At 38.4% G+C, this 23,859-nt stretch carries 22 protein-coding genes; 6 read left to right on the top strand and 16 right to left on the bottom strand.

Annotated features, from left to right (window positions below; all coding sequences use genetic code 11):
• Window position 1: 1 nt before the first annotated feature.
• Genes FJR09_RS21060 through FJR09_RS21050 form a run of 3 tightly spaced genes read right to left on the bottom strand, consistent with a single transcriptional unit; the run spans window position 2 to window position 2,719 of the window.
• The gene (locus FJR09_RS21060; protein ID WP_168653063.1) at window positions 2–826 is read right to left on the bottom strand and encodes a DUF2887 domain-containing protein; all 825 of its coding nucleotides are present in this window, start codon (window positions 824–826) and stop codon (window positions 2–4) included.
• A complete protein-coding gene (locus FJR09_RS21055; protein WP_168653062.1) occupies window positions 826–2,448 on the bottom strand; it encodes a radical SAM protein in 1,623 nt (540 codons plus the stop codon). Before FJR09_RS21055 ends, FJR09_RS21060 begins: the two co-directional genes overlap by 1 nt.
• Window positions 2,449–2,464: 16 nt before the next feature.
• On the bottom strand, window positions 2,465–2,719 hold the full coding sequence (locus tag FJR09_RS21050) for a SemiSWEET transporter (protein ID WP_015080604.1): 255 nt from the start codon (window positions 2,717–2,719) through the stop codon (window positions 2,465–2,467).
• 266 nt (window positions 2,720–2,985) lie between these two features.
• On the opposite strand from FJR09_RS21050, the gene FJR09_RS21045 reads away from it, so the two are divergent.
• Window positions 2,986–3,147 carry a hypothetical protein gene (locus FJR09_RS21045; protein ID WP_174783358.1) on the top strand — a complete coding sequence of 54 codons (162 nt, stop codon included), beginning with the start codon at window positions 2,986–2,988 and terminating at the stop codon, window positions 3,145–3,147.
• Between the two features lie 5 nt (window positions 3,148–3,152).
• Here the strand turns inward: FJR09_RS21045 and radC are convergent, their stop codons facing one another.
• The 4 genes from radC to FJR09_RS21025 form a co-directional block, all read right to left on the bottom strand.
• A complete protein-coding gene (gene radC / locus FJR09_RS21040; protein WP_015080602.1) occupies window positions 3,153–3,884 on the bottom strand; it encodes a DNA repair protein RadC in 732 nt (243 codons plus the stop codon).
• Window positions 3,885–4,130: 246 nt separating this feature from the next.
• On the bottom strand, window positions 4,131–5,069 hold the full coding sequence (locus tag FJR09_RS21035) for a phosphoribulokinase (RefSeq protein ID WP_168653061.1): 939 nt from the start codon (window positions 5,067–5,069) through the stop codon (window positions 4,131–4,133).
• Between the two features lie 116 nt (window positions 5,070–5,185).
• Window positions 5,186–7,750, bottom strand: a complete 2,565-nt coding sequence (locus tag FJR09_RS21030) for an NACHT domain-containing NTPase (RefSeq protein ID WP_168653060.1) — start codon at window positions 7,748–7,750, stop codon at window positions 5,186–5,188.
• Complete coding sequence (locus tag FJR09_RS21025; RefSeq protein ID WP_168653059.1) at window positions 7,740–8,960, bottom strand: S8/S53 family peptidase; 1,221 nt, start codon at window positions 8,958–8,960, stop codon at window positions 7,740–7,742. The genes FJR09_RS21030 and FJR09_RS21025 overlap by 11 nt, the downstream gene beginning before the upstream one ends.
• Before the next feature lie 149 nt (window positions 8,961–9,109).
• Here FJR09_RS21025 and FJR09_RS21020 point away from each other — a divergent pair, with 149 nt between their 5' ends.
• The 3 genes from FJR09_RS21020 (at window position 9,110) to FJR09_RS21010 (ending at window position 10,406) form a co-directional block, all read left to right on the top strand.
• Window positions 9,110–9,772: a class I SAM-dependent methyltransferase gene (locus FJR09_RS21020; protein ID WP_168653058.1), complete on the top strand. Its 663-nt coding sequence runs from the start codon at window positions 9,110–9,112 to the stop codon at window positions 9,770–9,772.
• A 90-nt stretch (window positions 9,773–9,862) separates the two neighbouring features.
• A complete protein-coding gene (locus FJR09_RS21015; protein ID WP_168651556.1) occupies window positions 9,863–10,081 on the top strand; it encodes a DUF433 domain-containing protein in 219 nt (72 codons plus the stop codon).
• Window position 10,082: 1 nt separating this feature from the next.
• Window positions 10,083–10,406 carry a DUF5615 family PIN-like protein gene (locus tag FJR09_RS21010; protein WP_015080597.1) on the top strand — a complete coding sequence of 108 codons (324 nt, stop codon included), beginning with the start codon at window positions 10,083–10,085 and terminating at the stop codon, window positions 10,404–10,406.
• 95 nt (window positions 10,407–10,501) lie between these two features.
• On the opposite strand, the gene FJR09_RS21005 is transcribed toward FJR09_RS21010, so the two are convergent.
• The 7 genes from FJR09_RS21005 to FJR09_RS20975 all read right to left on the bottom strand — a co-directional run bounded on the left by FJR09_RS21005 (window position 10,502) and on the right by FJR09_RS20975 (window position 19,081).
• The gene (locus FJR09_RS21005; protein WP_015080596.1) at window positions 10,502–11,851 is read right to left on the bottom strand and encodes a (Fe-S)-binding protein; all 1,350 of its coding nucleotides are present in this window, start codon (window positions 11,849–11,851) and stop codon (window positions 10,502–10,504) included.
• A 64-nt stretch (window positions 11,852–11,915) separates the two neighbouring features.
• Window positions 11,916–13,202: an FAD-binding oxidoreductase gene (locus tag FJR09_RS21000; protein WP_168651554.1), complete on the bottom strand. Its 1,287-nt coding sequence runs from the start codon at window positions 13,200–13,202 to the stop codon at window positions 11,916–11,918.
• Between the two features lie 264 nt (window positions 13,203–13,466).
• A complete protein-coding gene (locus FJR09_RS20995; RefSeq protein ID WP_168653057.1) occupies window positions 13,467–15,143 on the bottom strand; it encodes an iron uptake porin in 1,677 nt (558 codons plus the stop codon).
• A gap of 217 nt (window positions 15,144–15,360) precedes the next feature.
• A complete protein-coding gene (phoU, locus tag FJR09_RS20990) occupies window positions 15,361–16,029 on the bottom strand; it encodes a phosphate signaling complex protein PhoU (protein ID WP_015080593.1) in 669 nt (222 codons plus the stop codon).
• 138 nt (window positions 16,030–16,167) lie between these two features.
• A complete protein-coding gene (locus FJR09_RS20985) occupies window positions 16,168–17,487 on the bottom strand; it encodes a cell wall metabolism sensor histidine kinase WalK (protein ID WP_168653056.1) in 1,320 nt (439 codons plus the stop codon).
• A gap of 53 nt (window positions 17,488–17,540) precedes the next feature.
• Window positions 17,541–18,293, bottom strand: coding sequence for a winged helix-turn-helix domain-containing protein (locus FJR09_RS20980; RefSeq protein WP_168651551.1), 753 nt, complete (start codon window positions 18,291–18,293; stop codon window positions 17,541–17,543).
• 218 nt (window positions 18,294–18,511) lie between these two features.
• Window positions 18,512–19,081 carry a pentapeptide repeat-containing protein gene (locus FJR09_RS20975; RefSeq protein ID WP_015080590.1) on the bottom strand — a complete coding sequence of 190 codons (570 nt, stop codon included), beginning with the start codon at window positions 19,079–19,081 and terminating at the stop codon, window positions 18,512–18,514.
• Window positions 19,082–19,265: 184 nt separating this feature from the next.
• On the opposite strand from FJR09_RS20975, the gene FJR09_RS20970 reads away from it, so the two are divergent.
• Window positions 19,266–19,844: a hypothetical protein gene (locus tag FJR09_RS20970; RefSeq protein WP_015080589.1), complete on the top strand. Its 579-nt coding sequence runs from the start codon at window positions 19,266–19,268 to the stop codon at window positions 19,842–19,844.
• Window positions 19,845–19,854: 10 nt separating this feature from the next.
• Here the strand turns inward: FJR09_RS20970 and FJR09_RS20965 are convergent, their stop codons facing one another.
• Window positions 19,855–22,044, bottom strand: coding sequence for a DNA phosphorothioation-associated putative methyltransferase (locus tag FJR09_RS20965; protein ID WP_041458060.1), 2,190 nt, complete (start codon window positions 22,042–22,044; stop codon window positions 19,855–19,857).
• 393 nt (window positions 22,045–22,437) lie between these two features.
• On the opposite strand from FJR09_RS20965, the gene FJR09_RS20960 reads away from it, so the two are divergent.
• The gene (locus tag FJR09_RS20960; protein ID WP_015080587.1) at window positions 22,438–22,656 is read left to right on the top strand and encodes a hypothetical protein; all 219 of its coding nucleotides are present in this window, start codon (window positions 22,438–22,440) and stop codon (window positions 22,654–22,656) included.
• A 17-nt stretch (window positions 22,657–22,673) separates the two neighbouring features.
• Here FJR09_RS20960 and ribD read toward each other — a convergent pair whose 3' ends face one another.
• A complete protein-coding gene (ribD, locus tag FJR09_RS20955; protein WP_015080586.1) occupies window positions 22,674–23,855 on the bottom strand; it encodes a bifunctional diaminohydroxyphosphoribosylaminopyrimidine deaminase/5-amino-6-(5-phosphoribosylamino)uracil reductase RibD in 1,182 nt (393 codons plus the stop codon).
• Window positions 23,856–23,859 lie beyond the last annotated feature (4 nt).

The raw sequence follows: 23,859 nt of genomic DNA, 5'->3' as shown, positions 1-23,859 counted from the left end.
TCTATGATTCTGTGTGAGATTTTAGCCATTGTTCCAGGTCGCTAATTTCTCCAAAATCTAATAATGCTTCTCCCAGGTCTTCTAGCTGTGCTATTGTCAAGCTGTTGATGCTTTTGATATACGCATCTCCCAATTTTCCAAATCTTTTAGATAACTGACGCAGCAGTAAGTTTTTCTCACCTTCCTCCTTTGCCTCTTGATATACCCTTGTTTGCTTAATATCACTCACTAAAAACATGGCTTCTATCTCCTGACGACTTAATTGTGAAAACTTTGACATCAAAACACTTTCCAGTAATTCTATAATACCTTGTCTTTCACTATCATTGCTAACTTCTGTCTTTGTTCTTGTCATCAAGTTTTTCACCAATTCCTGTGATTGGTTTTCTTTACTGACAATTAATTCAATTAATCCCATCCCTATTGACCCTGATGGTATTTCATCTAAATAAATTCGTTTGATTCGACCACTATTGACTAATTCTTGTTGGTAATTAGTTAATTTCTCTACATCCAAACTCCGTTTCGCAAATAAAGCTACCGCTTGCCAATCTTGTTCGGGTTTATATTGATTAAGATAAATATTTATCTCTGTAATTAATTCCCAGTAAAACTCTGGTTTGTTTTGAAATTGCACCTCGACAAAATAAATGGGTTTTTCTTCACTATTTGGCATGAATATCCCATCAAATCGAAAGGCTTTTTCTTTGACTTCTACAGAAGTAAATTGATAACCTGCCGCATTTTCTGGGGGTTGTCCCAGTAGTTCAAATAATAGAGTATGGAAGGTGAGGAAGATTTGATAGAATATTGTATCTGTGTGCATTATTGATGATTTAATTCTGAGTTGGTAGCTTCTGCTAAATGTTTAATTAGTGTAGACTGAGGTAATGGTCCATGCAAGTGATTCCAAGGTAGAATTTTCTCAGTTGACCAATTACTATGAACATAAAAATCTAAGTCGGGAATTTGTCCTTTTAGTTGTTTAAAAGCCCGTTTGTAACTTCCCAAAGAGTCACCAAAATCGCGGGTTAATTCTAATAATTGAGAAAGTCGGCGATCGCCTCTCGACAACAAAGCCTGTATAATTGACCAATTATAGCTTTCTGGTCGAAATTCTATCCCTTGGGGTTTAATTTGCTTTTGTAATAACTGTAACCGCTTTTCTGCTTGCTTATTAACCCCAAACCATTGAAATGGTGTATGTGACTTGGGTACAAATGTGCTACAGCCCAACGTTAACCGTAAACCAGGCGCAGCTTTTTTGACACTTTGCATCATTTTTACAGTTGCGTCTATATCTTCTGCTTCTTCCCCAGGAATTCCCACCATTCCATAGAGTTTTAAACTAGACAAACCACCAGCTTTTGCATTGATAGCTGCTTGGATAATTTCATCATTATCCAATTTTTTATTGACAATTTTCCGCACTTTTTCCGAACCACTTTCGACAGCAATTGTTAATGATCTTGTATCGCGTTTTGCCAAAGTTTCAGCTAATTTAACTGTAACTGTATTGGTTCTCACCGACGCGACACTTAACCGGACATCATCATATTTTGGTTGACTAATATAATCTAGTAATTCTGTAAATTCTGGATGTTGAGTAACAGAAGCCCCCAACAAACCCAAACGATTTGTAACTTTTAAACCCCGTTCAATTCCCGGAATTAAAGAATTTTCTAAACTCGCAGTTCTAAAAGGCAAAGTTAAATAACTCGCTAAACAAAAGCGGCACATTTCGGGACAACTTCGCACCACTTCCACCATATAAATATTTTCCCAAGCAGCTTTTTCTGTGACAACAGTAGAAGCAGAAAGAGTATTTCCTCGATAAGTTTGCTTTTGGATAATTGGCGGAATTTCCGATGAAATAGGATTAATTGATTTTATTTCCCCATCTGGTGTGATATATTCAATTACATATAAACTAGGAATATAAATTCCCGGAACTTGGGCTAAAGTTCTTAACTGAGTTTCTCTATCAGCATTTCTGACTTTTTTATAAGTATCTATAAAATCACCCAGCAGATTTTCACCATCTCCCAATAAAATCACATCAAAAAACTCCGCATAAGGTTCAGGGTTAGCCGTTAAAACTGGTCCACCACCAAAAATTAAAGGATGATTTTGATTGCGAGAATTAGCCCGAATCGGAATTTCTAAAGATTCCAAAAGATTAAAAATATTCACATAATCTAATTCCCAAGACATAGAAAAACCTAATAATTCTGGATGTCTAGGAAGTTGTTCCCGAATATCAGTAAATAAGCGACTTACCTGCAAATCCTCACGCATAGCCAGAGTCGCCCATACCACCTGATAACCCAGACTAGTTATCCCCACCGTATACTCATTAGGAAAGGCGAAAATTACGGGAATAGCATCGTGATTGGGGGTTGCGGGCGTAAACAGAAGGCGTTCAGAGTTAAATACAGATGATGTCACAGTTTTTTTAGTAGAGTTATCTATATTTAATTTTAAGCCATAGAATAATCAAGTTAAAACATAATGTCACCGCGTTGGCGAGAATAACTGGGAAAGCACCGAGGATAATCCCATAGACTAACCACAGAAACAAACCACTCATGAAGACAATGAGCATCACATAAGAAACATCTTTCGCTGATTTTGTGCGCCATATTTGCAACATTTGCGGTAAAAAGGCAATAGTGGTTAATCCACCTGCAACTAATCCTAAAATGGTGATAAAATCCATGGTTAACAATACATCCTGATTTTAAATATTATACGCCATTAATTGCACATATTTAGGCAAATAGTATAAATTAACTGTTGAAAATTTTTGTGAGATCATGTTATTTGAATATTAGATTGAGAAAAAATATTATTTGTAAGTTATTGTTTTGATGATAATTTGGGCATTCTATAGGGATAGTTATCAATTGTAATCTCTAATTAGCGAGGAATTGAAGATGAAACGATACATACCCTTTTTTTATTGCCTTTATTCTCTTTATAACAGTGGGAGATAAGGTATTACCAGGTGCTTTGGGAAAATCCAGCACTCAAACCCGGATAGCTTTGAATAATTTTGCTATTGACTTATTTCCTAATATTAAGCGTCCCAAAACCCCCAATACCCGCACAGAAAAAGCAGTAGAAGACCTAGAGCAAAAAAGGTAGAAATATCAATCAACTTGCGGACAATCATCCCATAAAGTTGTAATTTCTCTTAAACTCTGATGAGTGCCATTACCTAAGATTAAATGATCTAAAATGGAAATAGCTAACAGTTCCGCACCGGCTAATAATTGCCGAGTCAATTCTATATCTGCTTCACTGGGTTCTAAACTCCCTGAAGGATGATTATGGGCAACTATTACCCTGGTAGCACCTTGACGAATAACTTCTCGAAAGATATCACGGGGAGAGGCTAACGTTTCCGTCGCCGTCCCAATTGTAATTACTTTTGTGCCTAATAACTTATTTTTCACATCCAATAATAATACGGCAAATCTTTCTTGATTTTGCCACATCAAGTCTTGACTCAGCACCGCAGCCGCAGCAATAGGACTATCAATTACTGTTCCGTCGGAGGGACGAGATAAAAAAGTCCGTTTACCCAATTCAATTGCAGCGAGGATAGTTGTCGCTTTTGCTGGTCCCACACCGGGAATTTCCATTAATTCAGCGGGGGAGACATTTCGTAAAGCAGCTAAGGGGTCACACTGACCTTTACCTAATTGCTGTAATATATATTGCCCTAAACCAACTGCGGATAATTTACCAGGGCCTTGTCCAGTACCCAGCAAAATAGCGATTAATTCCGCTGTAGCTAAAATCTTCGGTCCGTGAGTCATTAACCTTTCACGGGGGCGTTCATTTTCCGGTAAGTCGGCTATTCTCAGGCAATAAGTCATACCAATTGGGAATTTTGAATTGGGAATAATTGTCATAGCATTTAGCTATCAGCTATCAGCGAAAAGCAGAAATAGCAAATAGCAAAGAAGAGGGGGTATTGATTTAATTACCTGTATTTCAGATTTTAAGGCTGATTGCTGAGGACTGGGGGCTGAATGCTAACTCATTATTTATCCCTTATTTTTGGACACAATTATTCCTTTTTGACAATATCTTTAATTTTTGTAGATACTACCCGGAATTACTTACTGGTAAATTTGCGTAGCTTTGAGCATATGGTAAGTAATAATTAACTGAGTTAGAGCGAGGGGATAACTTTGCAGTGTTTCTCCAGTTGTACCCGCAATTTTACCCAATTCTGGATTACTTTCGCGATCGCACACACTATTTAAATGCGGCATATCGTTACACATAATCCGTTCGATTTTATTCACCTGTTCCAAAGTAGCATGACCGTCAACCTCTAAAACATCCACCGGTTTTCCCATATCTCTATCCAATCCTAAGCGGATAGCTGACTGGGAATCACTACGACCAGCGTGAATCATTTCCGTAAAATCAGGGTGAGGAATGGAAGGACGCAACACCAAGCGCACATTTAAACGCCCACTAGTGTTATCAATTTCATCATTGGGAGGATAGAAACTGACCACAATATCTGACCATTGCCGCTGAGGACGGATATATTGTTCTGAATCTGGTTCGCGCTTATCTAACTCCGCTAATACCTGTTCTGGAGTATAACCGCGTTTTTGAGTATCCCGTTTCACCTTCCAATCAGCGCGAAGTGGTTCAGGAGGGGCAAGATAAACCTTGACATCATAAGCATCACGGGCTGCACGGGTAGAATAACCTAGTAACCCTTCAATAATCACAAATTTAGTGGGTTTGATATATTGCGGCGGTTCAAATGTGCCTGTGGAGTGGCTGTAAACCGGCTTGAGAATCGCCTGTCCTGTCCGTAGCAGCGATAAATGTTGCTGCATGATATCCAGATAGTTACAATCAGGATGGAGTGCCGTAATGCCGATTTCTGCCCGTTGTGTGCGATCGTAACGGTGGTAATCGTCTGTACAGATAATAGTCACATTTTCAAGACCTAGTACCTGAGCAATCCCTCTAGTCAGAGTTGTTTTCCCCGCAGCACTATCACCAACAATACCCAGAATAATTGGACGGCTCATGAATACCCCCTCTGACGCGAGTAAGTTTATAGAATAATCTTCAATTTTAGAGGGCAATAAGCACTTTCTTCAGAAAATCTTATCTTTGCAACATCTCTACACAAACTCCCTGGATTTTAATTATTCCCCACCAACAACATCCGCGCTTCTATTCCTTCCCATGTTGTTGGTGATACCCGCACCGCCGCTTCTTTGCATTGGATAATTAAGTAATTCGCGTAGAGGTATTTATCTAAGTCTTTGATTTCTTCTTCAGATAAATTAACCATTTTTGGGGTGAGATTAAAACTTTTGAGTAAGGTTTCTATCAAGTTTTCAGCAAAATCAAAATCTTGATACGATTGTTGCGGTTGGTTTCTATCAGGAATAGTAGCTTGTATTGTGGTTAATTCATTTATTCTGGTTAATTCAGTAATTAACGCAGTTAAATTGAGGTTTAATTCAGTAAGTAACGCAGTTAAATTGAGGTTTTGATTATATATTTTTAATTTTTCTATCTCCTCAATGTATTTAATAGATTCAATAATAGCGAAGGCGTTGTATTTAATAGATTCAATAATAGCGAAGGCGCTGGCGTAGGCGTTGGCGTTGGCGAGGGCGTTGGCGAAGGCGTTGGCGTTGGCGAGGGCGAAGGCGTTGGCGAGGGCGTTGGCGTTGGCGAGGGCGTTGGCGTTGTCGTAGGTGATGTCGTCGTAGTCGACGGCGTAGGCGTAGGCGTAGGCGTTGGGGTAGGCGTAGGCGTAGGCGATCGCAACTGCACGTTTCCCAACTGGTTTATAATCACCTTGAGATCCTACTGTGACATTTTCCGCCCAATTTAATAAATCCTGTAATTTTCCGGTATTGATATATTTTTGTACTTCCTTTTCCATGAATAACAACAAATCATCTGTACCACCCCGCATGACTCCCGCAACTAACAAAAATACCTCTTTCCAACGTTCATCTGTCAGATGTTCATTCACTAATTTTTCAATTAGACGATGATCATCAATATATTGGGCTGTTAAATATTCCTGTAGGGTTAAATGAGAAAAAGAAAATACATCTCTAGCACGTTCGACTAAAATTCCCTGTTCAATAGTAATAGCATCTAATATTTTCCCAGGATCTAAATTTTTCGGTGCATTATCATTATTAGATAGAAATTTTTGAATTTGATTTAAAACTTCTTGCTGGGAGAAAAATAACTTATCTGCTGCAAAATTATCATAAGCAATTTCAGCCAACATGATTTTTTCTAAATCAATGCCTAGTTGACGATAAATTGGTTCATAAGGTAATCTTTTTTCAGATGCCCATCTTCTCAATAAAATATCTAAGGCATTACCATATAATGTAGCTTTCTTTTTTGGTAAATCTTGAGACTCATCATACTCTAAACAAAGAAAAGTTAATAATAAGGGAGTTCTGGCTAATTCTCTAGTAGCTTCTTCACTGTTTATTTTATTCCAGCATTTTTCCCCAGTCCCTAATTGTTTATCAACTTCTGAATAAAACCAGTTATTAATAAACTGTTGAATTTGTTGATCATCAAAATCTGCAATAATGAATTCTTTGAAGTTATTGAACTTTTGACGATAGGCAGCAGTACGACAGGAAATTACAAATTTATTTTGCTTGTATTGCTTAACAAAATTTTGTATCCCATCAATCACTAGTTCAAAATTTTTATTCGATACTTCGTCTAAGCCATCTAATAAAAGTAATAATTTACCTTGTCGTAATACTTGATTAGTAAATTCTTTTGCCATTGGCAATTGACATGATATAAATTCTTGCTGAATAATATCGTAAATATCAACTTTATCTGTAATAAATTGTTTTAGTTCTAGTAAAGCAGGAATATATTCACCTTCAACTTGACCAGATTTACCTTTGAGTGCTTCTAGTCCTATTTTCCTTAGAAAAGTAGATTTACCTGCACCCGGTTGTCCCAATATCATTAAATGTGCATATTGGTTAGCAATTGTTATTCCATTTTGTCTTGCAGATTTTTCATTAGTCAATCTGCGACTACCATTTTGGCGATAATTTTCTTCTAATGCTGTTACTGATTCAAAATTGCGAATATCATCAGTTTGTAAACATTGGACTTCTGTATAAATATCATCTAAATTTACAGATTGTGACATTCCCAAAACTCGCAACCGATTATATCGCTTTTGATAATTAAGAATATATTGTTTAGATGCTTGATAAATTAATTTTTTGGTTTTCTGATCTAAGTCACTTCCTAAAATTTTAATATACAATTGAGCAAAATGATTAACTGCTTCATCAGGTGCAACTTCCGGTAATCCCACTAATTGATCTAAACTAACATTATTTACGCCAGATAATTCTAATGAATTTAATATATCTGTTGCTGAACCTTCCACAAATACAACACGGCTCATTGTTCCACCTAGAGGTTTTAAAGACAAGTTTCGTAATTCTTGAATTGTATTACCTATAACTTCAGAAAGTTGATTTTTTCGCCGTTCAATTAATGCTTGTCTATAAGCAATAGGTGAAGGAAAATTTGCAGGTTCAAGCATTGGTAAGGCTTGGTTATTCCTGAGTTGATTTTCATCACCTAAAGTCATAATTACTCGCATCTTTTCATCACCCCTTGCATTCATTAACGCCTCTTCCAGCAAAGGGTCAATTTTACTAATTTGGTCTTCTTTAAGGTTCATATAGTGTAGTTGGTATTTGAACTAAACCTTGACCTTGACGTTCCTTATCCAGTCCCAAGTCTTGACAAGATGTCAAAATTTCATTTAATAAATCTAGCACCGACATACTTTTATTATACCGTTCTAATATTAACGCAGCCACACCAGAAACAATAGGAGTTGCCATTGATGTACCATTCCAAGCTTCATAACCTCCTCCTAGAACCGATGAATAAACACCTTCTCCCGGTGCAACTAAATAAGGAACATTATAAGATTGATAGTTAATTGTCATAGTAGTATTACCGCTAAAAGATGCAACTTGATGTCTATTGTTGATAGCACCTACAGAAAGTGAACCTTTACAGTTACCAGGTGTACGAGAACGGTTGAATCCTTCATTACCTACCGCACAAATAGGAAGTACACCTACAGTTATTAAGTCATCAATTAAGGAACTAAATAGCTCAAAATAACCTGATGGTAATGAAAGTTCACCCGCAGAAAGATTGATAATATTAATTTCTGGTTGTAGTGCTAACCAATTAAACCAAGATATCCAATCTGTTAAATTACATATACCGTTCGGAAACATAATACTGTTGATGATTTTTGCTTCGGGTGCAACACCAACTTTATTTCCACAAATTAACCCGGCAACATGAGTACCATGTCCATGTGTATCTTCAAATGGTACGGGTTGGATTTCTTGTGTTCTGGGATTTAAACTATAAGATTCAATTATTTTACCTTTTATTTCTGGGTGGTTTGCGTCTATACCAGAATCGAGAACTGCAACAGTTATTCCTTTACCTGTGCCTGTAAATCCTTGCTGACGGGCTTTAAGAAGAGATATAGCTTCTAAATGCCAAAGATCATCTGTTGTCAGAGTGGTTTTAGCACCTGCTATACTTCTTTCTGGTTTAATTAATTCTATTGGCAAATCCCGTAAAATTAAAGCATTAGGTAAATCTTGCTGTAGTTGTTCAACCTCTTCATCAGGTATATCAACAATTTTAGCACCTGTAATATTTGAATAAGTTGGATATTCGCTAATTGTATCTGTATCTTCCAAATAACTAATTATTTCTTGATATCCAGAATCTTCTTGCCAAAAATTCACCACTTCTGCAACTTGTGAGGGACGACTTTCGGGAGTGAATTTTCTCGATGCTAATTTTAAAGAACGTGCTACCGATGTCGTCTTAGGACGAATAATATAAACAGTCATCAAAAACCCCTTACCTGAAAATCGCTATACAAAGATATTACTAGGGTAGCGGTCGGTTTAAAAGATGATTTGGGGGTTGACATTCGATTTTAAATTTGTTATCATAAAATTGATAAGGAAGAACTATCATAAAATAATTAATATAAATCATGTCAAAACAAACACTAGGCTTAGAACAAAGCCTATATGATTATTTGCTTTCAGTTTCCCTGCGCGAACCAACTATTTTAACCCAACTGCGTCAAGAAACCGCTCAAATGCCCAGGTCTATCATGCAAATATCTCCTGAACAGGGGCAATTTATGGCATTATTAATTAAGTTGATAGGAGCAAAAAAAACTTTAGAAGTAGGTGTATTTACTGGCTATAGTTCCTTAGTAGTAGCGTTGGCTTTACCCGCAGATGGCAAAATAGTCGCCTGTGATGTTAGTGAAGAGTATACCAGTGTAGCTCGACGTTATTGGCAAGAAGCGGGAGTAGCTGATAAAATTGACCTGCATATTGCCCCAGCATTGGAAACATTAGATAAGTTATTGACAGTGGGGGAAGCGGGGACATTTGATTTTGCGTTTATTGATGCTGATAAGGGTAACTATGATAATTATTATGAGCAATGTCTTGAATTAATTCGTCCCGGTGGATTAATTGCCATTGATAATGTGTTGTGGTCAGGTAAAGTTGCAGACACAGAAATACAGGATAATCAAACTAACAAAATTCGGGATTTGAATCACAAATTACATGAAGATTCCCGAATTACCCTGAGTTTAGTTCCCATAGCAGACGGATTAACCTTAGCTATGAAAAATTAGCCCGAATAGATAGCGCAGCGCAGGAATCACGCTTACTCCTATTTATAGCTAAACTAGGAATATAACTTGAAAATATCAAATACAATTACAATGTCCAATCATCCTTCAGTTATAAGTGTCTCTTCTGAAATTATGAGTGGTACTCCTGTTTTCACGGGAACAAGAGTTCCTATACAAACACTCTTAGATTATTTAACAGCAGGAGATTCAATAGATGATTTTTTAGATGGTTTTCCCACTGTTACTAGGGAACAAGTCATTACATTCTTAGAAGAAGCAGGAAAAGAAATGATTAACAAGGTAGCTTAAAATGAAACTGCTTCTAGATGAATGTATTGACCGCAAGTTAACTAAGGAATTTGTAGGTTATGAAATCAAAACAGTTCCCCAAATGGGATGGGCGGGAACTAAAAATGGTAAACTACTGGCTTTAGTAGAACAGGAATTTGATGTTTTTATTACGGTTGATAGAAATTTATCTTTTCAGCAAAATTTGTCTCAGTTTAATATTGCTGTAGTTGTTTTACAAGCATCTTCTAATAGATTAATTGATTTAAAACCTTTAGTTCCTAAGATTTTAGATATTTTATCTACATTAGTGAAAGGTCAAGCTGTAGTTGTTAGTCTTGAATAATAATGAACTGAAATAAGATCCCCGACTTCTTTCTGGATCTTGTAAATACATTATAAATTAATCTCAGAAGTCGGGGATCTGGATATTATAATTTTCTAGATCTCCAACTTATCACCCCGAATTGAATAATCTAATAACTCCATTGGGTGCATGACAGAAATAGTTTTCCCCTGTAAATATTTACTAATTTGCAAACTACAACCAGGATTAGGAGAAGCAATTAAATCTGCACCAGTATTGATTAAATTCTGGGCTTTTTGTTTACCTAATTCTTCCGCAACTTCCGGTTGTAACATATTATAAACCCCCGCACTACCACAACATAAAGCCGCGTCTATAGGTTCTTTTAAGGTTACACCGGGAATTTGTTTTAACAGTTGACGAGGTTGGACACTAATTTTTTGACCATGTAATAAATGACAAGCATCTTGATAAACTAAAGTCAGATTTTTATCAGTCAAAGGTGAAAGTTTTGCAGTTAAACCCACATTAGCTAAAAACTCCTGTGAATCCTTAACTTTCGCGGCAAATACTTTAGCTTTTTCCGCATATTCTGGATCATCTGCTAAAATATGACCATATTCCTTCAAAGTATGACCACAACCGGCAGCATTGATAATCACAAAATCCACATAAGTATCAGCAAAACTATCAATCATTTGTCTTGCTAAAACCTTCGCTTGTTCCGTTTGTCCTTGGTGTTCAGGAAGCGCCGCACAACAACCTTGAGACTTAGGAATTACCACCTCACAACCATTAGCAGTTAAAACCCGCACCGTCGCTTCATTGACACCAGAGAAAAACAGACGTTGCACACATCCTAAAATTACACCCACCCGATATCTTTTTTCACCCTTCGCTGGGATGATATCTGGTAAATTATCCTGAAAAGATTTAAGAGTAATTTCCGGTAAAATAGATTCCATAGCTGCTAACCGGGGAGATATGGCTTTAATTAACCCAGTTGCTTGCAATACCTGAGAAATTCCTAACTTTTGATAAACTAATAAAGGAAAAAGTAAAATTCTTAAAAGATCAGGATTAGGAAACAGAGAAAAAATCAATTGTCGAACCAACTTATCAGGTAAACTGCGATTATAATTTCTTTCCACCTGATGTCTAGTAGCCGAAATCAACTTATCATACTGCACACCAGAAGGACAAGTAGAAACACAAGCTAGACAACCCAAACAAGAATCAAAATGTTCAACAGTAGCCGTATTGAGAGCAATTTCACCCTCATTAATAGCATCCATTAAATATATCCGTCCCCTGGGAGAATCCATCTCCTTACCTAATACCCGATAACTAGGACAAGTAGACAAACAAAAACCACAATGAACACAACTATCAATTAACTTAGGATCAGGTGGATGACTTCCATCAAAACCCTGCAAATTCTTAATACTAGCAGTATTATTCACCGAACCTTCCGAAACTTGCATTTATATTTCTCCCCTCTTAACCTCTGTGACCTCTGCGCCTCTGCGGTTCGTTTTTAATTAAAACTTAAATCCCACCCACAAAGCGACCGGGACTTAAAATAAAATTACCATCAAACTGTGTTTTAATTCCCCGCATTACTGCCAAAGCATTACCATTATACCCCCAAACATCAAACCTTTCCTTCAACTCAACAGGTGCTGATAAAATACTTAAAAAACCAGAATTTGCTTGACATAAATTCCGCAAAGGCAAAATTTGATCTTGATTTTCTAAACGGACTAAACCCAAACCACTGCTAATATGAATTAAACCAATATCTATTTGATTGATAATCTCCACAGCCGCAGTTGGTAATACTCCTACTTTGCAGGTAATTGTAGATTCTGTCACATGAGAATGTATTTGTTCTGGTAATCGTTGCCATAAATCAGCTTCTTGATTTCCCAAATAAATTACCCCCTGTAAACCTAACTTTTCGCCAATTGCTAAAAGTCGTTTTGACTGTTCTTGGACACTTTCATTAATACTTTGAAAACGGGTAATTAAACCTATTCCTGTTCCCAAATCTAAATTAGTAACTAACTTACTTGATAATAAATCAACTTGAGTTGGTGTTAATTCCGAACTTTGTAAAGTTCTCACTGCTTGGGATATAGCTTCAGGTTTACCAGTTAATATTACTGTTCCCGAAGTTTCAGGAATGGGATAAACTCGAAAAGTGACTTGGCTGATAATTCCTAATGTCCCGTAAGCACCAGTAAATAATTTCATTAAGTCGTAACCAGCAACATTTTTTACAACTCGTCCCCCAGCTTTGGCGATTTGACCATCTGCGCGGATAAAAGTTATACCTAGAAGTTGGTCACGCACACCACCATAACGTTGCCGCAGAGAACCCGTATCGGCAGTAGCAACCATACCACCAATAGTAGCAGAATTAGGAAAAGCGGGATCAAGTGCTAAAAATTGGTGATGTTTAGCTAAAATCTCCTGAAGCTGGGCAAATTTCATCCCTGCTGCGACGGTGACAGTTAAATCACCTACAGCGTGTTCTATGAGTTGGTTAATGCGTTCGGTGCTGACAACAATATCAATATTTTTAGCTAAACCACCCCAATTGATTTTACTACCGCTACCACAGCTTAGAACACGCCATTTGTGACTGTGGGCAGTGGTGATAACGGCGGCTAATTCTGCTTGGCTATGGGGATAAATGACACAACTAGGCTGGCTTTTGGGGTCTATTCCCTGTTGGATATTATGCTGTTGGGTGGGGCTGAGATTTTCCCAGGATATAACGGCGTTTTCGGTGCTGAGAATAGAAGTTAAGGTAGATGCTATTGAATTCATTAGTCTCTTTTTTATTCTTAATTTAATATGAATTATATTTTGCGTAAAGCTAAGAGGTTATCTCGTTCCCAGTCTCTGACTGGGAATGCCATGATGTAGGCTCTGCCTAATTGTATTATTAAAGGCAGAGCCTTATAGAATTCATTCCCATACAGAGTATGGGAACGAGAGATATTTCACAAATAAGTGTAGGGGTTTAGCACTGCTAAACCCCTAACCATGCGACTAAACTCGCTAAATCCCAACTACTAATCTCAGTTGATTCTAGAAAGTGAAGGTAGTCCGTAAAGTACCAACGTACTCGGTGCTATTCTTGTCGTTATTCTCAGGATTGAAGATTACCAATACACCAGGAGTAACAAGGATATTATCGGAAAGCTTCACCTTGTACAAGCCTTCTACATGATAAGAATTGCTTCTTTCCAAATTCAACGTATCTTTTAGATCCTTGAAAACTGATTTCCCTTCACTCGTAACTTCAGTGACTTTAGGTGATTGACCGAAGATCAAACCTAAAGTATTACCTTCTTTACCGAAGTCTTTGATACCCAATGTACTAGCCCAGTAGAACATTTCAGCACTAGAAGGAGTACCGACTAAGGAACTAGCTGTTGTATAACCTGCCCAACCACCTAATGTAATTTTTGCGGTAGGTTGTACGCTAACTTGGATACCGTAGTTGTTAGATTCAGTTCTACTATCGTCATCAGTAGTCCCAGCATTAGCCAATGCACTTCCTGTGCCTCCAAACAAATTGGTTTCACCTCTTTGATAACTATGGGCGTAGGTTAGACCAATGTTAATGGCTTTACTAGGCTTAAAAGCTAATTGACCAAATATGGTATTGCTACCATCGAATAGTCCGCTTCCAGACTCGGGGTCAGCAGCACTATTTCTATCTCTGGCAAAATAAGCCGCGCTCAAAGTAAATTTATCACTAGGTGTAACGTTAACAGTTATACCTGTGCCATCATTTGCAAGACGATAAATCGGGCTGAAACGTCCATAACGAGATAAAGAACCTGAACCACTACTTCTAAAGTCAGGGTTGAAAACATTGACGTTCTCGTTTAACTCAGCGCCAGTAGCATCAATCTTGACACGGATTGCTTTGCTCAAGTTGAAGGAGTAGTTGAGTTTGTCAATGGTGATGCTGTTATTATTATTGGCAGTAGTGGTGCTACCGTCATAACCTAAACGAGTCATGCCAGTACCAGTACCACCAGTACCTACACTATTTGGGTTGATATTTATCGCATTCAACCGAGTTTGCAATTGGTCTGTGCCTGTGAAACTGCTGTTCAAGGTCAACCGCACCCGGTTAGAGAAAGTAGCGTTGGAGTCTAAGTCAGGGTTATCCTTAGCATTAAGGCTGTCAGCAACTGCTTGCTTGTCCCCAAAGGCTTGGGAGAAGTTGAAAATCGCTTCTCCAGATAGTTTGGTGGTGGTGGAGAACTGATTAGCTTCTAATTCGCCAGTACGAGCCTCTAAAGCATCTACTTGACCGCGAATAGTTGCTAGTTCAGTGGAATATTCTTCTTGCAAGCGCTGTAAGGTAGCTAAATCTTGCTTGGTTACCATGTCAGCAGTTGCGGTAGCAATGAGTTCATTAACGCGGTCTAAGCAGGAATTTAAACCAGCCGCAAATTCATAACGACTCAAGGCGCGATTACCACGGAAAGTACCGTTAGTATAACCACTAACTCCACAGCTATAACGTTCAAATAAAGATTGTAAAGCTTGAAACGCCCAATCTGTGGGTTGTACGTCGGAAAACTGAGAAACGGATGTTATTTGACCCAAGCTGTTGGACTCTTGGGATAATTCAGCAACACTTGTCACTTTTTCGTTAGCTTCACCAGCAAAGGCACTGTTACCAGTTAGTAAGGTCAAAGCTAGGACGGGGCTAACCTTGAGGATATTCCAAAAAGCTTTTTTCATAAATTTCAATCTCTCTCACACCTATAATGAATCCAGTCTATGGTAAAGTCCCAAGGGAACTTATACATAAATGTTCTCTAGTGATTCTACATCATTAATGGCAATTAAAACAACTAAATATCAAAATTTTTATACAAGGTTATGATTTATTTATTATTTGATAAATTTGAGATTATACCCTGTCTATGGTATGTATTGATGGCGATCAATATCCAATTTACGATCGCTGACCTGTAACAATATATGTAACTCGTTGAGCAATATTAGTTGCGTGATCTGCCATGCGTTCTAAACAACGAATTGCTAAAGTTAACAAGAGAATTGGCTCAATTACGCCAGAAATATTTTCCTGTTGGGCAAAGGTTTGATAAAGATGCTCATAAGCATTATCTACAGCATCATCTAACTGCTTCATTCTTTGTCCACTGGTTTCGTCTAAATCTGCCAATGCGACTAAACAAGTTGCTAACATTGCTTGGGCGTGCTGGGACATAATTGCAATTTCTGGTAAGGAACTATGTTGAGGATAAGGGAAGAGTTTAATGGCAATTTCCCCTAACTCTTCGGCATAATCCCCAATTCGTTCTAAGTCACGCACCAATTGCATAAAAGCACTTATACAGCGCAAATCTCTTTCTGTGGGTACTTGACGAATGATAATAGTTGTGCAGTCTGATTCTATTTGCCGATAAAAGCGATCAATTTTTTTATCTAACCGGGGTATTTGTTCCGCTGCGATTAAGTCCCCGGCAAATAGGGCTTGGTGACTCAGCCGAAATGATTGTTCTACTAAAGCCCCCATACGTAATAAATCCCGTTCTAAACGCCTAATGGAGCGTTCTATTGGTAGTATTTCGTGATTGGGAGGATCAAATACAGTTTTCACAGTGGTTATATTAAAAGTGTGTATATTTTCTTAACTATAGTCTTGACTAGTAGTCTGTCAAAGACATTTTGACGGGTTTTTGGTAGTGCGGGCATCTTGCCCGCGTGAGCGAGACGCTCACACTACAGTCCATCATTTTTATCTTGACAAACTACTAGGTAAATTTGTCATAACTTGAGAAAATTGAATTTGTATCCAAGCACCACCTGTTTCTGGATGGTTCATGGCTTTAATTACACCACCGTGAGCCATGACTATTTGCTGGACAATGGCTAAACCTAAACCGCTACCAGCAATTCCCGTTGTCGAATTTACTTCATTGACTGGTGAACGATACCGGGCTTTATCTCCGCGATAAAACCTTTCAAATACATGAGGTAAGTCGTCAACAGCAAAGCCAACACCGAAATCAATAATATTTATTTCCAACATTTGACCGTTATCAGTAGAGATTATTTTAGTCTCAATGTCAATAGTTGTGGTGGCTGGACTATATTTGATGCTATTATCTAGCAAATTGACGAATACTTGATAAAGTCGAGATTTATCTGCCTGAATGCAGATGCTGTCTAGTCCAGAATAGTTAATACTGAGAGAATGACTCTGGGCAATTGGTTCTAGGGTTTCCCATGCGGAGATGATGAGCGATCGCATTTCCACCATTTCCAAATTTAACTGCATGGTGGGATTGTTTTGCATTTGCGTCAACTCCAACCAACTTTGGACTAAATTAATCAGTCGGTCAACTTCTTGCATCAGCCTATTAACCCAACGGTCTAAAGGTGGTTCTAAACGGGTTTGCAGAGTTTCCACCACGAGACGAATTGCCGTCAACGGGGTGCGGAGTTCATGGGCTAAATCGGAAAAAGAGCGATCGCGTTCTTGCTTCATATCTAGCACAGATTGGCAATTTTCCAAAAATACTCCCACCTGTCCCGTTGGTAATGGCAAACTAGAAGCCCGCAGAAACATGGGCTTTAATTCTGTCATCACCTTAGCATCTTCACAAGCGGGATGAAAAACCCATTCCTGCACCTGGGGTTTTTGCCAATCACGAGTTTGTTCAATTAACTGATCTAATTCATAAGACCTCACCAACTCTAGCAACAAACGCACCTGTCCAGGTTGCCATCTTTGAAGATATAAGATTTCCCGCGCTTGTTGATTGCACCACAACAATTGATTTTCCTCGTCTACCTGCAAATATCCCAGCGGAGCAAAATCCAGTAATTCCTTATACATGGACAATGATTGCTGCAAATTTTGTTGCTGTCTATTCACCATAGATATTTCCTGCCGTAAGCGAGGTCTTAGCAGCAGTTTAATATTGGTAATTTTATGCAAATTAGAACTTGGCGATTGTAGTAATTGTTCTAAATACCAGTGCAAATGAACCTGTTGCCAAACCCAAAAACCCAGGCCGACAGCTAAACCCAGCGAAAATCCCAGTAAAAGCATTGAAGTCGTTAGTTGGTGTGTTATTACTCAAAATTAACAACTATTTTCACCAATCACCCAAATCTGTAACCAAAACCCCTCACAGTTACAATATATTCTGGATGACTAGGATCTTCCTCCAACTTTTCCCGTAACCAGCGGATATGAACATCCACAGTTTTGCTATCCCCCACAAAATCTGGACCCCATACTTGATCTAATAATTGCTCTCGTGACCATACCCGACGGGTATAACTCATAAATAATTCTAAGAGTCGGAACTCCTTGGGAGACAAACTTATCTCTTCTCCACGGACTATAACCCGACACTCTTGAGCATTTAAAGTTATATCTTTGTGCTTCAGAACCGGAACTTGTGGCAATGCACTTAAACGTTGACGACGAAGTAACGCCCGACACCGCGCCACCAATTCTCGCATACTAAATGGTTTTGTCAAATAGTCATCAGCACCCACTTCTAAGCCCAGGACTCGGTCAGTTTCACTACCTTTAGCACTCAACATTAAAATTGGCACTGAGTTGCCTTGATGACGTAAAAAACGGCAAATGTCTAGGCCATTAATTTGCGGTAACATCAAATCTAATAACACCAAGTCTAAAGGCAGTTCTTCAGAATTATCTTCACAACTTTTCAGATATTCTATCGCTGCTCGGCCATCACTAGCGGTAATTACTTCATAGCCTTCCCCTTCCAAGGCCACAACTAACATTTCCCGAATCAGTTCTTCGTCTTCCACTATGAGGATACGGTTGGTTTGTCCAATGTCCGTTCTCACAGAATATTTAGCTAATTCACTGGTATACATTAATTTTTTTCAGTGTATAACAAAGTCTAGTATATTAGAAATCATACCAATGATAGATTTATTTTGTTTTTCTGGACTTGGTGGTGAAGAAGAAGAATTTGTCGGGCTTCGCCCCGCTTCGCTAACACGCAGAGGCGCAGAGTCACGAAGAGTAAATATTAATTTTTATGCCAGTAGTTATCTAAAAGCGAAATGATCAGCATCAGTAATGCCAAACATCAACTATGAATGCTACCATCAGGCATAATCGCCCCAGTTAAGAAAGTTTCACTCATATCTGTATCATCTAAATTAGCTCCAGTTAAATTTACTTCGCACAAATTAGCCTCGCTTAAATCAGCACCACTCAAGTCCGCACCTTGTAAATCTGCTTTCCACATTCTCACACCTCCCATTTTTGCACCACTGAGATTTGCACCCTGTAAGTTTGCGGCGGAAATTGATGCCATGTGTAAATTAGCATCACATAAATTAGCACCACTCAACAATGCACCACTGAGGTCTGATTCATTTAAATGAGCAGTTGTTAATGTAGCTTGAGTTAAATCAGCACCACAGAGAATAACTTCGGATAAATGCGCTCTTGCCAATATTGCTCCTTGAAGATTCGCTTTACTCAAATTAGCTCCACTCAAAGAAGCTGCTGTCAGGTTTGCTCCTCTTAAATCTGCTCTACCGAAGTCCACCCCACCCAAATTGACTCCTTGCAAATTTGCTCCTGGTAAAGCAATACAGGTAAAGCTTCTTTCTCCTGTCGCGTATCTAGCTAAAAGTTCTTGAACATTCATACTTTTCTAGACCTTGGTAAGTAGTCGGACAAAATTTAAAATATAATTAAATCTTGATTAATCCTGTTGTTTATTTAAACTAAACATAAATTTATTCACATTTTCTAACTTCTGGGCAATTAATGAACCAGAACTTTAGCAAATGCTACAATAAAATCACCAGCCTCATTGCTATCCAGTATTTATGAATACTCACAATTTAAAATTAGGAAAATATCTAACCTTAGAAGAATTTTGTACCTGCACACAAACCTATCATAAATATGCCCAAAAGATCAACCCATATCCACAAAATCTACCAGAAGTAATTCCCGCATTACAGGATTTAAATAAATTTATCATTGACCCAATTATAGATTATTTTAGTAGAGAAAAATTTCAACTTACCTACGGTTTTTGTTCTCCAGACCTAAAAAAGTATCTTGAGAAAAAAGACCCAGTTACAGGTCAAAAAAATGGACGTGTAGCCCCCAATCTCGACCAACATATTAGCCATGAAATCAACAAAAATGGTACATACTACTGTAAAAGATTAGGTGCAGCTTGTGATTTTCTAATTACAGACTTACCCAGCACAGAACTAGTAGAATGGATATTACAAACAAAACTACCCTTTGATTCCCTGTATTTTTACAGTCCCCACCAACCAATTCACATTAGTTATGGACAACAACATAAACGAGATATTTGGACATTTAATAACTCAGGAATCCCCACAAAAAAAGGAATCGAAAACTGGATAAAACTAGCAAAACAAACTTAAAAAAACCTCTCTATTCCTCCTCTCCGTGTCTCTGTGACTCGTTAGAAATATTCTTCCTTCTTTGTCTAGTTCTCAAAGCTGCTTTAAGTGCTTTCAACTTATAAGCATCTGCATCTTTAACCCAAAATAACCTATAACCATCAATAACAGTACAATTTTCTTGTAAGCATTTTTTCCAGCCAGAAACATGACTAATACTGTGCCAATTATCTAAAAGTCCTCTATCTTCTTCTTGACGAGTTAACTTAGCAAATTTCTCATATTGGGGATAATCAGAAGTAACTAAAGCATCTATTTGGTGTAAGATTGGTGGATCATCTTCTAAATCATAATCCTGATAAGTAACGTGCAAATCTCGCAAATCAATTGTCATCACTTTTGATAAAATGGGATGAGGATTAATATCAAAATCAGGATAAAATAAATAAGAGATCCTAGGTGTTTTCAGATGGAATTTAATCACATTTGCTTCTTCTAATCTTCCCAGAGTCCGACTAGCGCAACCTTCATACAGGCGTAATAAAGGGTCAACTGCTTGTAGTGTGGAAATATGCACCCAAAGGGAATTAGGTAATTTTTTACCAACCTTGCTTTCTTGACAGCGTTTAATAATGAGTTCTGTATTTCCCAAGCTGCGTAACATTTGGTCAGCATCTAAACAAGCTTGTTTATAACTACTATATAAACCAATTATGTCCTCTTGGACTGCTGGGGATAATTGTCCTAATCGGGGACGACGGCTAAAATTGCACAGCGCTAAATAAACCATCAAATCTTGACGGCGTTTGTCAGCGATCGCTTGCCATTCTTCTGTGTCAGTTGCCTGTATAATGACATTAAAAGCCCGGCGTAAACTCCCAAATTCCTCAGCAATTTCCGCTGCTTGAGGTAATTCTCCCTTAACAGGCATTCTTCCCCGTTCCGTCAGAAAATTCATCAACGGCGTTAATAATTCCTGATGTTCCTCAAACCGTTTTACACAAAGACGGATTCTGGGAGTAGTCGCCCGGGAACGAAACCGAGAAGCGCGAAATAACTCCGCTTCAGCATCATCTCGAAACACAAAATAAACCCCCAAAGCCACAGGAATTGCGTCAACTCCTAATACTTGGTCAATGTAAATTTTTAATTCTTCTTGTTCATAATATTTCTGAAATGTGTTACGGTTAGTGATGATGCCATCGCCATAAGCAATTACACCCCGCTTAATATCAGATATCAATACTTGGGCGGCTACTAACAGCACCTTTTGAGTCAGTTCCCAAGCTTGAATTAAAGCTTCCCGGCGCTCGCTTTGATGCTCAATGACATTAATCACAAAACCAATATTCACAATATCCGCAGCGATTCTCGGTGTATGTGCAGAATAATAAGGGTCCCAGCCATAACTTGTATAACCCTGTTCAGCAATGCGGGTAACGTCTCCACCATGTCCACAACCATAATCAAAAAAGGTAGTTTCTGGACTAAATAAGCTCGACTCCAAGGCTAAACGCACAGGACGGGATAAATCAGGACGAATAATAGCGGCTTTGTGGCGTTCTATTTTGGGAACTATATTTGTAATTGTAGAACTGCTTTCGCGTTTAATCAAGCTATGTCCTTGTACCTCCACCCCAAAAACTTGTAGCCGTTGTTCCCAACCCAACTTAGTACCAATTCCCCTAGTATGATTAAGTAAACCTAAAGCGACTTGAGCGCGAGTTAAAGCTGCAAACTCTTCATAGAGGGGATATTCTGGAGTTACAAAAGTTTCTTTGCGGTGCAGAATGGGGGGATTTTCCGAATCGCTGTAATCCCGATAACCAACTTCTAGAGTTTCTACGTCAACCTGAATACTAGCTTGTAAAGCCGGATGAGGATCAGTATCAAAATCAGGATAGAATAGATAGGAAATCTTGGGTTTATTCGTGCTAAATTTAACTAAAGTTGCAGACTGAACTTTAAGTAAGGCACTAGTTCGACTACTTCGACTACGCTCAGTACAAGTTCGCTCAGTACAAGTACGGGCGCGGTTTTCATATTCCTGAAGCCAAGGGTCAAGAGTATGTAAGGCTAAAATATGAATGTAAAACGCATCAGGTAACATTTTGCCAACAGGATTGTTTTGGCAATATTGATTTATACTATTTAGATCAATAGAATGAAACGTTGGGGGGTTTTCCGCAACTGCATTCCTTATGTTATCAGGTTGAACCATTACTTTGTCATCTTGTAAAAATATAGATAACCTGGTTACATTTACTTTAATACAAAAAATCTGAAATTGGAAGTTAATAAACTTTAATCTCCCAGCCAAAACCGCTCAAACTCTGATTTTTCCCTGTTCCCTGTTCCCTGTTCCCTGTTCCCTTCTTTTTGTGAAAAGAGTAAAAGACAACAAAAAAAACTTTTACCAATTACCAATTGTGATCTTAGTTAAGTAAAATTAAGTTAATTCATATAACTTGACATTTCTTCATTTTCAGCAAAATATTTGCCCATTTATTAAATTTTTAATAATAGTTATATCTAGTTGTAGATTTAGGCAGTTAATTAATATCAGAACTGTATAATCTGAAAATAACTAAATTAATGATTAAATAGAGGCCGAATGAGTCCAACAATCATGCGTCAGTTTTGGTCTATCGTTGAAGCCACTCACACAGTAACGCTTTTGCAGCTTGATGATACTAGTTTGGTACAGTGGTTAGTTAAACAAATCACGAATCAAGCCTTTTTAGATGCCCATGAAATTGATTTTCTCTGTGATTACATTCAATCTCGGCTAACTCTGATTCGTGATTTAGCTTATGAACGCCAAGAATCATAGCTGAGTATCTGTGCTATTTATTTTATTTTGGGTGGTAAATAACCTTCCACCAAGCAATCATTACCAACAACACGCCAACTGACGCGCTCTAAAAGTAACGCTTCAGTCATATTGGTCAAACCCAAATCTCCCACAGGTGTAGGAGCATGATCTCCACCAATAATTTTGGGGGCGATAAATGCCATAATTTTTTGGACAGAGCCTTGAGCGATCGCCCTAGCTGCTAAAATACCACCACATTCCCATAGCACGCTACAAAACCCGCGCTCATATAAATGACTCATGACTGCTTCTGGGGTGAGTGAGCTAAATTCCACCACTTCCACCCCTTTGTCGCGCAGCATTTTTTGAAAAGCCTGTGAACTACCAACTTCCGTTACAACCAAAGTTGGAGATTCCTGAGTATCCCATAGCCGAGCTTGTTCTGGTAAATTCAGACTACGACTCATCACCACTCGCAGGGGATTATGAGCCTCAACTTGATGGCTAGTCAAATAAGGGTTATCTTTTCTAACCGTATTCCCACCAACAATCACCGCATCACAAGCGGCTCGCAATTGATAAACCTCAGTGCGAGCATCTTGATTTGTTACCCAAGCACTATGACCGACAGTAGTGGCGATTTTACCATCTAAAGTCATAGCATATTTCAAAATCCCTAAAGGTCGTTGATAGAGAATACGATGAATAAAACCTTCATTTAATCGCCGACAAGCCGCTTCCTCTACTCCAACTATCACTTCTATCCCAGCAGCCTGTAACCGCGCAATTCCAGAACCTGCTACCAAGGGATTAGGATCAACCATCCCTACTACCACCTTAGACACACCCGCATTAATCAACCCTTGGGAACAGGGAGGAGTGCGTCCATAGTGGTTACAAGGTTCAAGACTCACATAAATAGTGCTTCCTCGCGCCCGTTCTCCCGCTGCTCTCAGGGCAAAAACTTCGGCGTGAGGTTCACCAGCACAAGGATGAAATCCTTCTCCCACAATCTCCCCATTTTGGACAATCACCGCCCCCACCAAGGGATTTGGTGAAGTGCGTCCTAAGGCAGTCCGGGCTAATTCCACACACCTTCCCATCATGCGAGAGTCAAAGTCATCACCTACTATTTCTGGGACTACAGGCTGTGTTAGAAGTTGAGGATCTTGAGGTAATGATGCAGATTTGGGAGAGACTCCCGGAAAATTATCCATTTGA

The organism is Dolichospermum sp. UHCC 0406 (assembly GCF_009712025.1).
GTDB classification, from domain to species: Bacteria; Cyanobacteriota; Cyanobacteriia; order Cyanobacteriales; family Nostocaceae; genus Dolichospermum; species Dolichospermum lemmermannii.
Note: the sequence above shows the minus strand (reverse complement) of the source record. Positions and strands in the feature narration are given on the sequence as shown.

Excerpts from the sequence above, each read along its gene's own strand:
- FJR09_RS21060 (WP_168653063.1), bottom strand. The coding sequence starts at position 826 with ATGCACACAGATACAATATTCTATCAAATCTTCCTCACCTTCCATACT.
- FJR09_RS21050 (WP_015080604.1), bottom strand. The coding sequence starts at position 2,719 with ATGGATTTTATCACCATTTTAGGATTAGTTGCAGGTGGATTAACCACT.
- radC (WP_015080602.1), bottom strand. The coding sequence starts at position 3,884 with ATGACTTATTGCCTGAGAATAGCCGACTTACCGGAAAATGAACGCCCC.
- FJR09_RS21035 (WP_168653061.1), bottom strand. The coding sequence starts at position 5,069 with ATGAGCCGTCCAATTATTCTGGGTATTGTTGGTGATAGTGCTGCGGGG.
- FJR09_RS21030 (WP_168653060.1), bottom strand. The coding sequence starts at position 7,750 with ATGAACCTTAAAGAAGACCAAATTAGTAAAATTGACCCTTTGCTGGAA.
- FJR09_RS21025 (WP_168653059.1), bottom strand. The coding sequence starts at position 8,960 with ATGACTGTTTATATTATTCGTCCTAAGACGACATCGGTAGCACGTTCT.
- FJR09_RS21020 (WP_168653058.1), top strand. The coding sequence starts at position 9,110 with ATGTCAAAACAAACACTAGGCTTAGAACAAAGCCTATATGATTATTTG.
- FJR09_RS21015 (WP_168651556.1), top strand. The coding sequence starts at position 9,863 with ATGTCCAATCATCCTTCAGTTATAAGTGTCTCTTCTGAAATTATGAGT.
- FJR09_RS21010 (WP_015080597.1), top strand. The coding sequence starts at position 10,083 with ATGAAACTGCTTCTAGATGAATGTATTGACCGCAAGTTAACTAAGGAA.
- FJR09_RS21005 (WP_015080596.1), bottom strand. The coding sequence starts at position 11,851 with ATGCAAGTTTCGGAAGGTTCGGTGAATAATACTGCTAGTATTAAGAAT.
- FJR09_RS21000 (WP_168651554.1), bottom strand. The coding sequence starts at position 13,202 with ATGAATTCAATAGCATCTACCTTAACTTCTATTCTCAGCACCGAAAAC.
- FJR09_RS20995 (WP_168653057.1), bottom strand. The coding sequence starts at position 15,143 with ATGAAAAAAGCTTTTTGGAATATCCTCAAGGTTAGCCCCGTCCTAGCT.
- FJR09_RS20985 (WP_168653056.1), bottom strand. The coding sequence starts at position 17,487 with ATGCTTTTACTGGGATTTTCGCTGGGTTTAGCTGTCGGCCTGGGTTTT.
- FJR09_RS20980 (WP_168651551.1), bottom strand. The coding sequence starts at position 18,293 with ATGTATACCAGTGAATTAGCTAAATATTCTGTGAGAACGGACATTGGA.
- FJR09_RS20975 (WP_015080590.1), bottom strand. The coding sequence starts at position 19,081 with ATGAATGTTCAAGAACTTTTAGCTAGATACGCGACAGGAGAAAGAAGC.
- FJR09_RS20970 (WP_015080589.1), top strand. The coding sequence starts at position 19,266 with ATGAATACTCACAATTTAAAATTAGGAAAATATCTAACCTTAGAAGAA.
- FJR09_RS20965 (WP_041458060.1), bottom strand. The coding sequence starts at position 22,044 with ATGGTTCAACCTGATAACATAAGGAATGCAGTTGCGGAAAACCCCCCA.
- FJR09_RS20960 (WP_015080587.1), top strand. The coding sequence starts at position 22,438 with ATGAGTCCAACAATCATGCGTCAGTTTTGGTCTATCGTTGAAGCCACT.
- ribD (WP_015080586.1), bottom strand. The coding sequence starts at position 23,855 with ATGGATAATTTTCCGGGAGTCTCTCCCAAATCTGCATCATTACCTCAA.